The sequence below is a fragment of the Bradyrhizobium sp. MI1.7 genome (genome assembly GCF_055811795.1).
This window is the reverse complement of record NZ_JBVVPO010000063.1, coordinates 1-11,481: the sequence shown is the minus strand read 5'-3', so window position 1 is coordinate 11,481 and position 11,481 is coordinate 1. Positions and strand designations below refer to the sequence as shown.

The 11,481-nt window shown below is 64.9% G+C and carries 9 protein-coding genes; 3 read left to right on the top strand and 6 right to left on the bottom strand.

All coding sequences use genetic code 11. The features are described from left to right. The first annotated feature begins 247 nt into the window (after nt 1-247). Entirely contained in the window at nt 248-574 is a 327-nt protein-coding gene (locus AC0L3X_RS36810; protein WP_063985126.1) for a hypothetical protein, read from the top strand. Nucleotides 575-590: 16 nt separating this feature from the next. On the opposite strand, the gene AC0L3X_RS36805 is transcribed toward AC0L3X_RS36810, so the two are convergent. Beyond that, nucleotides 591-1,481 carry an SDR family NAD(P)-dependent oxidoreductase gene (locus tag AC0L3X_RS36805; protein ID WP_063985127.1) on the bottom strand — a complete coding sequence of 297 codons (891 nt, stop codon included), beginning with the start codon at nt 1,479-1,481 and terminating at the stop codon, nt 591-593. Nucleotides 1,482-1,584: 103 nt separating this feature from the next. Here AC0L3X_RS36805 and AC0L3X_RS36800 point away from each other — a divergent pair, with 103 nt between their 5' ends. Both AC0L3X_RS36800 and AC0L3X_RS36795 read left to right on the top strand, forming a co-directional pair. Further along, nucleotides 1,585-2,460, top strand: coding sequence for a LysR family transcriptional regulator (locus AC0L3X_RS36800; protein ID WP_231144352.1), 876 nt, complete (start codon nt 1,585-1,587; stop codon nt 2,458-2,460). Nucleotides 2,461-2,621: 161 nt separating this feature from the next. Then, nucleotides 2,622-3,308, top strand: coding sequence for a glutathione S-transferase family protein (locus tag AC0L3X_RS36795; RefSeq protein WP_063985128.1), 687 nt, complete (start codon nt 2,622-2,624; stop codon nt 3,306-3,308). A gap of 58 nt (nt 3,309-3,366) precedes the next feature. On the opposite strand, the gene AC0L3X_RS36790 is transcribed toward AC0L3X_RS36795, so the two are convergent. The 5 genes from AC0L3X_RS36790 to AC0L3X_RS36770 form a co-directional block, all read right to left on the bottom strand. After that, a complete protein-coding gene (locus AC0L3X_RS36790; RefSeq protein WP_063985129.1) occupies nt 3,367-5,376 on the bottom strand; it encodes a methyl-accepting chemotaxis protein in 2,010 nt (669 codons plus the stop codon). 294 nt (nt 5,377-5,670) lie between these two features. After that, nucleotides 5,671-7,680, bottom strand: coding sequence for a HAMP domain-containing methyl-accepting chemotaxis protein (locus AC0L3X_RS36785; RefSeq protein ID WP_063985130.1), 2,010 nt, complete (start codon nt 7,678-7,680; stop codon nt 5,671-5,673). Between the two features lie 270 nt (nt 7,681-7,950). Next, on the bottom strand, nt 7,951-10,497 hold the full coding sequence (locus AC0L3X_RS36780) for an HWE histidine kinase domain-containing protein (RefSeq protein ID WP_063985131.1): 2,547 nt from the start codon (nt 10,495-10,497) through the stop codon (nt 7,951-7,953). Next, entirely contained in the window at nt 10,494-11,078 is a 585-nt protein-coding gene (locus AC0L3X_RS36775) for a biliverdin-producing heme oxygenase (protein WP_354131798.1), read from the bottom strand. The genes AC0L3X_RS36780 and AC0L3X_RS36775 overlap by 4 nt, the downstream gene beginning before the upstream one ends. Nucleotides 11,079-11,209: 131 nt before the next feature. Next, the coding region (locus AC0L3X_RS36770) for a DUF1127 domain-containing protein (protein WP_473317229.1) at nt 11,210-11,481 on the bottom strand (272 nt) is incomplete at its 5' end.

The window sequence follows — 11,481 nt, the reverse complement described above, 5'->3', positions numbered from 1 at the left end:
AAATCATGGGTCTATCGGTGATCCCCGTTTCCGGTGCCGATAGCGGGGGGGGTTGGGGGGGGTTTTTTTTTTCCCCGGGGCCCGTTTGGGTGGCAAACCCCACGGGGCCCCACCACCTTAGAATATGCCGCAAGCGACGCGGTGGGCACGGCGCTTCGCGCCTTTGCCCACCCTACGGCTCCTTGAATGCCGCCACAGCCAGGACTAGATTTCACCGATCAGCCCCGTCCTGACCGGTCCGGCTCCGATGCGACGACAGTCCGAGACTTTGCTGCTGGTGCCGCTGCTGCCGATCTTCCTGCTCGGCATGTTTCCGATGTTCCTGATCGCCCTGCTCGGCTTTTTCGGCCTCGCCATCTTCGGCGTGCTGGTGGTCTGCGTCGGGCTGGCCAGCAGCAACGAGGCCCACGACAATTTCAATCACGACGTCATCGTGCACGGCTACGCGCGCGGATCGGAGCGCAAGGCACGGGCCTCCAGCATGCACGCCGCAACGCGGCTCGCGATGCGGCTGGACGCTGTCGGCGCCGGGATGATCGTCATCGCCATCGTCGGCCTGCTCTATTCCAGTTGAGCGTCGAGGCGCGGCCTCACGGCGCCAGACGAGCGATCAATCGATCGGAGGCATCCATGAGCGCCGTCGCGTAGGATCGCTCCGCAGACGAAGGGCTCGGCAGGATCGCCTCAGCCTTGTTGTTGAACATGACACCGCTGCGGCCGTTGAGATCAGGCGACACCAGGAGCGGCACCAGTCGCTCGGCATAGGCGTCCGGCTCGACCATCATGAAGCTGGTCAGCCAGTTGATCAGCGAGACGAGCGCGCGCGACCCGAGCAGATTGGCGCGAATATCGGTCTTCACGAAGCCGGGATTGAGGCCGAACACATCGACATCGGCAAAGCGCCTGGCGGCCTCGAGGACGAGCACTTCGTTGCCCGCCACGGTGTTCGAGTGGGCTGCGAACCGTTTGTAGCTCCGTTCCGAATTCAGATCGCCGACATCGGCCCTCTGCTCGGTCCCGGGGAATCCCATGACGAAAATCCGAGGCTTGAATGTGGCCGTGGCCCTGTCCCTTCCAAGACGAGAGGCGATCGCGTTCAGGATGACGAAGCGGCTCAGATAGCTGACGGCGAGATCGCGTTCGATGCCTTCCGCCGTCACCTCACGCCTGGGCCCCGCCATGATGCCGGTCGTGAAGACGACGATGTCGAGCGTCTCGGCGGGAAGCTCACGGCCGATCCGCCTGGCTTCCCGCATCAGGCTCAGATCGGCCTGCATGAATGCGATGCCCGGCACGTTCTGATCGCGGAACGTCTGGCCGACGACGAGGACACGCGCCCCCTTGGCCGCCAATTGGCGACTGAACGCCCGGCCGATGCCGCCGGTGCCGCCGATCACCGCCACATTCAATCCAGCGAGCCTGAGGCCTTCGAGCGCCGGCGGATTCACCTTCAGGTTCTTGTCGAGTTCTACGCGTTTCATGGATGGCTCGCCCTGCAATGTCAGCAAAGGGCAGATGGACCTTCCACTCAATGGAATAAATACCGTAAATTGGAACTGATTGATCCATTGATGGAATAATGAAATGGCGTTGCTGAACGATATGGCGCTGTTCGTGGAGGTCGCGAAGGCCCGCAGCTTCCGTCGCGCCGCCAAGACCCTCGACATGCCCAATTCGACGCTGTCGCGCCGGATCGATCTCCTGGAGAAGGAGATCGGGCTTCGCCTGCTGAACCGGACGACCCGCAAGATCGAATTGACCGAAGCCGGCCAGATCTACTTCGAGCGCTGCAAGCGCATCGTGGACGAGGCGCGCCTGGCGCATGAGCAACTGGACGGGATGCTGGCGCAGCCGAGCGGCATGCTCCGCGTCTCGCTGCCGGTGGATTTCGCGAACACCTACCTCGCACCGTTGATCGCCGAATTCGCGCAGCAATATCCCGACATCGATTTCGAATTCGACCTGACGCCGCGACGTGTCGATCTCGTATCGGAGCCATTCGATCTGGCGATCCGCGTCGGAGAATCAGAGCCGTCCCACATGATCGCGCGGCCGCTCGCCCGCATGCCGGGATATCTCTACGCCTCGCCGCGCTATCTCGAGACCAACGGCGAGCCGCATGAACCGGCGGACCTCACCCGTCATCAATGCCTGTGCATGACGAAGGTGAGTGCGTGGACGTTACACAGGGGCACGCAGATGGAGCAGACCGACGTCGGCGGCCGTTTTCGGCTCAACAACGTGGGACTGATCCGCCGCCTCGCAACGCTCGACATGGGCATCGCCTTTCTGCCGCAAGAGATCGTGGCCGACGAAGTGGCGAATGGCCGGCTGCGTCGCATCATGCCGCAATGGCAGGGCTCGCCCGTCACTGTCTACGCAGTCACCGAGACGCGCCTGCTGCCAGCCAAGACGCAGCGCTTCATCGAATTCCTGCGGGAACGGCTCAGCCGGACTTGAACCGCCATTACGGCGGCGATCGGCCCTTGTTACGCCGGCTGATCTGCGTACCGCGCAGACACCGCCCGGCAAACTCGCCGGTTGCTCTCCCAGGCCATGTTCAGGCACAGAAGGCCGCGACGCTGCATTCATTCTCTAAGAAGGGAATCGGGGAGACAAACATGCTCAAATTCTATTTCAACGGATCGCCGAACCCGACCAAGGTCGCGCTTTATCTCGAAGAGGTCGGCCTGGCCTTCGAGCCGGTCAAGATCGACACCCGCACGGGCGAACAGTTCGCGCCGGACTATCTGAAGATCAATCCGAACGGCAAGGTGCCGGCGATCGATGACAACGGCACCATCGTGTTCGACTCGAACGCCATCCTGCTCTACCTCGCCGAGAAGACCGGCAAGTTCCTCCCCGCCGCCAACGTCCGCGGCGAGACGCTGTCATGGCTGATGTTCATTGCCACCGGCGTCGGGCCGTATTCGGGCCAGGCCGTGCACTTCAAGCATTTTGCGCCCAAGGACCAGAACCACGACTACGCGCACAACCGCTACCAGTACGAGACCGATCGCCACTACAAGATCCTGGACGGTCACCTCAAAGGCCGCAGCTATATGGTCGGCGACAGCTATTCGATCGTCGACATGGCGCTGTGGGGCTGGGCGCGGATGGTGCCGTTCAAGCTCGGCGACGATGCCTTTGCGCGCTACCCGAACGTGAAGCGGCTGGTGGACGAGATCTCGGCGCGGCCGGCGGCGGCGCGTGCGATCGCCCTGAAGGACAAGTTCACCTTCAAGGCCGAGATGGACGACGAGGCGCGCGCCAACATGTTCAAGCACATGACGACGAAGGTCGCCTGATCGCGCGACGCAGCTCTTGGAGGCCACGCGCATGCGCGTGGCCTTTTGCGTTTGCGGCTCAGGCGGCGTGGACCGAGCTCAGGAACTTCGCGACTTCCTGCTTCAGCCGGTTGCTGTCTGAAGACAGCGAGCGCGCCGCTGAGAGCACCTGCGAGGAGGCCGAGCCGGTCTCGGAGGCGCCGCGCTGCACGTCGCCGATATTGGTCGACACGCGCTGCGTGCCATGGGCGGCCTGCTGGACGTTGCGGGAGATTTCCTGTGTGGCAGCGCCCTGCTCTTCCACGGCCGCCGCGACCGTCGACGAGATCTCCGACAGCCGCTCGATGGTGCCGCTGATCTCCCGGATCGAGCCGACCGACTCCTCCGTCGCGGCCTGGATGCCGGAGACCTGCTGGGCGATCTCGCCCGTGGCCTTCGCGGTCTGCTCGGCCAGCGCCTTCACCTCGGAGGCGACCACGGCAAAGCCGCGACCGGCCTCGCCCGCACGCGCCGCCTCGATCGTCGCGTTCAGTGCCAGCAGATTGGTCTGGCCGGCAATCGTGCTGATCAGCTCGACCACGTCGCCGATACGGGCGGCGGCCTTGGACAGCTCACCGACCCGTTCGTTGGTCCGCGTTGCCTGACCCACAGCCTCGCTGGCGATGCGGGCGGATTCCTGCACCTGGCGGGCGATCTCCGAGACCGAGGAGGACAGTTCCTCGGTCGCCGAGGCAACGGCTTGCACATTGGCCGAGGCCTCCTGGGAGGCGCTGGCGACTTCCGTCGACAGATCCTGGGCGCGCGTTGCCGTCGTGGTCAGGGTGCCCGCGGAAACCTCGAGCTCGTTTGATGCCGACGACACGGTGTCGACGATCTCGCCGACCGCTCGTTCGAACTGATTGGCCAGGTTTCGCATGTCGGCCTTGCGGCTCTCCGCCTGCCGCGCCTCGACCTCGACCTGCTCGTGGCGCAGGCGGTCGGTCTCGACCATGCTCTCCTTGAACACCTGGATCGCCTTGGCCATCTCGCCGATCTCGTCGCGATTGCCGCGGCCGGGGATCTCGACCTTGAGATCGCCACCGGCGAGGGCTCCCATCGCCCGGGTCATCGTGGTCAGCGGTCCGACGATGCTGCGCGCGATCAGGAAGGCGACGAGGCCGCCGAACAGGACCGCAAGGCCGCCGGCGACTTCCTGAATCCAGGTCGTGCTGGCAATGACGCCATCGGCGGCCGCGCGCGATTTCTGGTAGTCGGCCTTCAATCCGGTCTCCGCCACCTTGAGCCTGTCGACGCTATCGCTGATCAAGGGGGCGATCTCGTTGCGGTAGATTTCATCGGCCTGGAGGATTGCGGCGGATGTCGTCTCGAAAGCCCCCTTGTAGGTCGAAAGTGAACTCTTGATCGGCCCGAACGCGGCCTTGACCTCGTCCGGCAGACCGGCCCCCTCAAGTGACTTGAGTGCTTGCTGCGCCCGATCGACATTGGTCCTGAAGGTCGCCGGCCCCTTCGCGTCCCGGACGGCGAGGAAACGCCAGTTTGAGACACGAACAAGGAGGATCTTGGATTCGAGATCGGCGACGGGGGCGGTCACGCTGGTGTCGCCGGTTGCACCCGCGGCCTCGACCAGCTTGCCGGTGTTAGCGGTGAGCTCGTCGCCGCCGGCGAGCAAAGTGGCCTTGCCTTTCGTCGTCTCGTTGACGGCAGCGCCCATGCGCTCGCGCAGGGACTTCATCTTGTCGACGTCGCCGACGAGGCCATTGTAGATCTTGAGCCGCTCCTCGGAGACCGTCGACTTGGCCGCGGCCCTCAACAGCTCGGCCGTCGCCGCCTCCCGCTCCGCAGCCTCCTTGAAGGCCGGCTCGTTGGCGTCATAGATGTAACGCAAATTGGCACGCCGCAGCGCCTGGAGGTTAATCGAGATTTCCTGGACGCGGGCGGTGTTGTCCGAGAGCGCGGAGAGCCGTGCCATCTGGCCCTGGACGGCCCACAAATTCCAGACCGCAACCGCGGCCATGATCAAACCAACGACCACGAGAACCGAAAATCCGGCGTAGAGACGCCCCCGAATTCTCAAACGCAAGCTCGGCATCACTGTCCACCCATTGCAGCAGAAAAGCAGAAGCAGCCGACGACCTTCGCGCGATTGCAACGACAGATCATTGCAACCACGCCTCCGAGAATCGCGCTGCGCTGCCGTACAATGCGGAACAATTGTTAATTGCGGCTGTATTTTACCGGTGTCGAATACGGAGAAGCCGACGAAGACACCACCGTATTCCGGACATCAAGCGGTGGCGCGCGATCGATGTCCTCATCCTACCACGCCGCCATGGCAGGTCCACGCGCATGCGCGTGGACCTTTGCTTTTGCGGGTCCGCGCCGATCAGGCAGCGTGGACCGAGTCCAGGAACTTCGCGACTTCCTGCTTCAGCCGGTTGCTGTCTGAAGACAGCGAGCGCGCCGCCGAGAGCACCTGCGAGGAGGCCGAGCCGGTCTCGGAGGCGCCGCGCTGGACGTCGCCGATATTGATCGAGACGCGCTGCGTGCCATGGGCGGCCTGCTGGACGTTGCGGGAGATGTCCTGCGTCGCCGCGCCCTGCTCTTCCACGGCGGCGGCAACCGCCGACGAGATTTCCGACAGCCGCTCGATCGTGCCGCTGATCTCCCGGATGGAGCCGACCGACTGCTCGGTCGCGGCCTGGATGCTCGAAATCTGCTGGCCGATCTCGCCGGTCGCCTTCGCGGTCTGCTCGGCCAGCGCCTTGACCTCGGAGGCGACCACCGCAAAGCCGCGGCCGGCCTCGCCGGCGCGCGCGGCCTCGATGGTGGCGTTCAGCGCCAGGAGGTTGGTCTGGCCGGCGATCGTGCTGATCAGCTCGACCACGTCGCCGATGCGGGCGGCCGCCTTGGACAGCTCGCCGACGCGCTCATTGGTCCTGCTCGCCTGCCCGACGGCCTCGTTGGCGATCCGGGCGGATTCCTGCACCTGGCGGGCGATCTCGGTGACCGAGGAGGACAGCTGCTCGGTCGCGGACGCCACCGCCTGCACATTGGCCGTGGCCTCCTGTGACGCCGACGCCACCTCGGTCGACAGATTCTGTGCGCGCGTCGCGGTCGTCGTCAGGGTGCCCGCCGACGCCTCCAACTCGTTCGATGCCGACGACACGGTGTCGACGATCTCGCCGACCGCCTGCTCGAACTGGTCGGCGAGCCGGACCATGTCGGCCTTGCGGCTCTCCGCCTGCCGCGCCTCGGTCTCGGTCTGCTCCGTGCGCAGCCGTTCGGTGTCGATCATGTTGGTCTTGAACACCTCGATCGCCTTGGCCATGTCGCCGATCTCGTCGGCCTTGCCGCGCCCGGGAATCTCGACCTCGAGATTGCCGCCGGCCAGCAGCCCCATCGCGCGCGTCATCGAGGTCAGGGGACCGACGATGCTGCGGGCGATCAGGAAGGCGACGATCAATCCGAACAGGGTGGCAAGGCAGCCAGCGATCGCCTGCACGGTGGTCGTGCCGTCAATCACGGCTTCGGCCTGGCTGCGCGACTCCTTGTAGTCCTTCTTCAGGGCGGCTTCCGCGACCTTGAGCTTGGCGATGCTGTCGACGATGAGGGGCGCGAGGCTCTTGTGGTAGATCTCGTCGGCCTGGAGCATCGCGGCCGACGTCGTCTCGAACGCGGATTTGTAGATTCCGAGTGAGGTCTTCACCGGCGCGAGCGTCGTGCGCAGTTCGGTCGCCTGCGGGCTCTTTTCGAGCGCCGAGAGGCGCTGCGACGCCCTGTCCACATTGGTTCTGAAGTTGGCGGGCCCCTTGCTGTCGCGCAGGGCCAGGAAACGCCAGTTCGCGATCTGGACGAGAAGGAGCCTGGATTCGAGATCCGCAACGAGGGCCCCGGTGTCTTCGTCGACGGCTGCGCGCGCCACATCGACCAGCTTGCCCATCTTGACAGTCAGTTCGTCACCGCTGGGCAGCAGCGTCGCCTTGCCGGTCCGCGCCTCGTTGACGGCGTCGCCGAGATTGTCACGCAGGCTTCGCATTTTCGCGATGTCGGCGATCAGATCGTTGTAGAGCTTCCGCCGCTCCTCGGAGAGCGTCCCCTGCGCCCCGACCTTCAACAGCTCGGTCGCCGCGGTCTCCCGCTCTGCGGCCTCCTTCATTGCGGGCTCGCTGGCGTCGTAGATGTAGCGCAGATTGGCGCGCTGGATCGCCTGAAGATGGGTCGAGACCTCCAGGACACGCGCCGTGCTGTCCGAAAACGCCGAAGCCTTTGCGACCTGGTCCTGCACGGACCGCAAATTCCAGATGGCGACCACCGCCATCACGAGACCAACCGCCACCAAGGCCATGAAGCCTGCGTACAGGCGCCCCCTGATCCGCAAACGAAAGTTCGGCATTCCCACTGTCCACCCAGGTGCATGTGAATTCGGGCGGACGAACGACCCCGGCAATCGTCACGGCCACCCCCGGCAGCCGCGAGTCGCTTTTCGGCACCCACGCTGCACCGCGGTACAATGAGGGACACTCGTTAATTGAACCTTCCGATTTTTCGCGCATGTGTGCGCCGGCCCGCCCAAGACCTGCTGATTTTATCGGCAGTTGCGCAGGTTTCGGCGCAAAGCCCGCAGCCGCTTGCAGAGCGCTGCACGCGTCGCCGGGATGGATGTCTATTGGGCGACCGTCCCCTGCAATTTGCCGAGCGCGTTCTCGACGACTTCCAGCGTGTAGGGCTTCTGGACCACCGGCGCGGACGCCAGCTCTTCCGGGATCGGCGCGCGCTCGCCATAGCCGGTCGCGAACATGAAGGGCACGCCGATCTCCTTCAGCTTCTCGGCCACCTTGATGCTGCTCTCGTTACCGAGGTTGAGATCGAGCAGCGCAAAACCCGGACGCGTGCGCTCGATCGCGCGCAACGCCTGGTCGACGCTCGCCGCAGTATCGACATGGCGGGCACCGAGATCGAGCAGGATGACTTCCGCCGCCATGGCGATGATCAGATTGTCCTCGACGATCAGTGCCGTCTCGGAAATTCGCGGACGGGCGGGTTGCTGCTCCTCGACGCGCATGGCGGCTCCTCCGATTGATGGCACCAGTTCGACAAAATTGGGCGGGATGATAAACTTGGCCTGGACCCCGAGCAGGTCGAAGCGGATTTCGGCTTCGCCCTTGAGGTCGAAGGGGACGGAACGCTCGATGATGGTGGTCCCGAAGCCGCGGCGCGACGGCGGCTGCACTGGCGGACCGCCGCTCTCCTTCCATTCGATGACAAGGCTTGAAGACGGATCGAGACGCCACACCACCTCGACGCTGCCGGTGGAATCGGCCAGCGCGCCATATTTGGCGGAATTGGTCATCATCTCGTGCACGACGAGCGCCAGCGTCGCGAACGCCTTGGGATCGAGCGCGACGTCGGGCCCGCCCATCTTCACGCGGCCGGCGCGCGCGCCGAGATAGGCGCCGGCCTCGGACTCGACCAGCGAGCGCAGCGCAACCGGCGCCCAGTTCAAATTGGTGATCTGGTCGTGGGCGCGAGCCAAGGCCTGGATGCGGCCACCGAGCACGCCGGCGAATTCCTCGACCGACGTGGCGGTGTCCTTGCTCTGCGCCACCAGCGCGCGGACGAGGCTCAAAATGTTGCGGACGCGGTGATTGAGCTCGGCGATCATCAGCTCCTGCCGCTCCTGCGCGCCGCGACGCTCGCGGGCGGCAAGGTCGGACAGTTGCAGGATCACTTCGAGCAGCGTGACGCGCAGGCTCTCGGCGATGCGGATGTCGGCCGTGGACCACGGTTTCGACTGGCCCGCCACCGTTTCCTGCCAGAGCTCAAAGCTCTTGCGCGGCGTCAGCCGCGGTCCGTTCGGACCCTCGTCATAGACCTTGTCGGGCGCGCCGGCCCAGTTCACCGAGCGCACGACCTCGCGCCGGAAGAAGATCAGGCAATCGCGCGGAGTCCGTGAGATCGGAATGGCGAGAAATCCCGCCGCGCGGTCGCGAAAGGACTGGCCCGCGGCATAGACCTTGGCAATCTCGGCACTGGCGAAAATCCGTCCCGGCGAGGTTCGGTTGATGAAGGCAACCAGATCCTTCACCTCGTCCTCGGTCGGCGTCTGGCCCTGAAGCGTGATCTTGTTGTCGGACCACACCGCCACGCCGTCGCAATCGATCATCCCGCGATAGTCGCCGAGGAAGTCGACGATCGCGCGCCGGCTGTGCTCATGCGAGGCCGCGGTCTCGATCAACCGCTCCTGCACCTGGTGAGCGCGCATCTCATAGGCGACATTGCCCTCGCGCTCGCGCCCCTCCACGATCCAGGAGAACATCTGCCCGAACAGCTCGGACGCGGTGCGCTTCTCGAACGAGATGTAGCGCGGCGAATAATGATGGCAGGCGAACAGGCCCCACAGCTTGCCGTCACGCAGGATCGACACCGACATCGAGGCGCCGACGCCCATGTTGCGCAGATATTCGATGTGGATCGGCGAGACCGAGCGCAGTACGCTCATGGAGAGATCGAGCAGCCCCGCATTGTGCGTGGCCGTCGAAAACAACGCGGCTGGTTTCGAATTGATATCGGCGATGATGCGCAGCCAGTTGCGCTGATAAAGGATGCGGGCCTGTTTGGGGATGTCGGAGGCCGGATAGTGCAGGCCGAGGAACCGTTCGAGGCCGGCTTCCGCAGCTTCAGCGATCACCTCACCCGATCCGTCCGGGTGAAATTGATAGACCATGACGCGGTCGAATCCGGTCAGGACCTTGAGCTGGCGCGCCGCCTCGCGGGCGAGCTCGGTCATGCCGCGCGTCTTGCGGATTCGCTCCAGCATCAGGCGGACGAGCTCGCCGGAATTGACGCCGGGCTCGTTGACGCTGGGCTCCGCCTCGATGACCAGATAGGCGCCGGAGAAGTGGATGGAGAGATCGTAAGGCGGCTTGCCGGCCTGGAGTTCGACACCGAACATGCGCTCGGTCGTATCGGGGCCGCTGAGATGATCGACGCGGCTGCGAATGGTCTCGACCGCGGCTTCCGAGATGACGCGCGACAACGGCTGCTGGAGCAGGTCGGCGACGTCAGTCCCGAGAAAGCTGTCGACATTGTCGGAGGCCATGCAGATCGTGAAATCCGACAGCACCGTGAGCAGGAAGCCGAACGGCTGGACACTGCCGGGGATGTGGATCGGCTCGCGATCGCAATTGGTGAGATTGACCGCCTCGTTCATGCGCGGTCCGCCGCCTGCTCGAAGGCCGCGAAGGCGAGACGTGCCGACTCGATCGCCTCGTCCTCGTCGCATGCCCCTTCGTTTTGAAGTTTCGCCAGAAAGCTCTGCCAGAGCCGTTTGCCCGCGCCATGGCTGAGATAGGCGGTGGCCTCGCCGATGCGCGGATCGCCCGCATCGGCAACCGCCTTCAGCAGAAACTTTGCGCCGAGCCGGGAGCCCTCCAGAACGTACAACGTGCCGAGCATGCCACTGCGCGTCAGCGGCGGCACGGACACGGTGGATTGCGCGGCGCTGCCGAGCTGCGCGAGATCCGCCGCGATCGCGGCGCTACGCGCCCGCTCCCGCCAATCCGGAAACATCTTGGCGACGCCGGCCTGCACAAGCGCAGCTTCGAGCGGAAGAAGTGCGCCGGCGCTGGCTTGCAGGAAGCGGCGGTAACCGGACAGGACTGTGAGGTCGAACGACGAAAGCTGCGCATCGAGCTCCCGGTGCGCATTCGCAGTCGCATCTCTCAATCGTTCGCGGAGTCCGGAAAAGCTGCGGCCCACCTGTGTTGAAACGTCCGAAACCCCAGCCAGCATGAAATGTCCCAAACGCGTGCAATGCCGGGGCGCGATTGCCCCCGAACCGAGCAAACGCCCGGCGGAACCCGAAGGTTCCGCCGGCTACGATAAAATGGGAGGCAGGCGGCGCCTGGATCTCGTCCGTTTGTCTAACTCCGTCGCACCGGTCTCCTCAGTTCGTACGCGATCTCCGCCCGGGTCATGCCGCAGTCCTGAAGCTCCCGTTCGCTCATGGCGGCGAGCTGGCACCGGGCCCGGGACCGCTCGCGCCTGACATGGACGATCGCTATCAGCCTGCGCCAGATCGACACGACCATCGCCGAACGGGGCCGACGGCACCGGTCGGCGGACGAGATGGTCCTCGATCCGGTCAGCTCGCGGCCCTCACGGGCGTCTGCGGAAACGGACCGAGCGCCTTCTC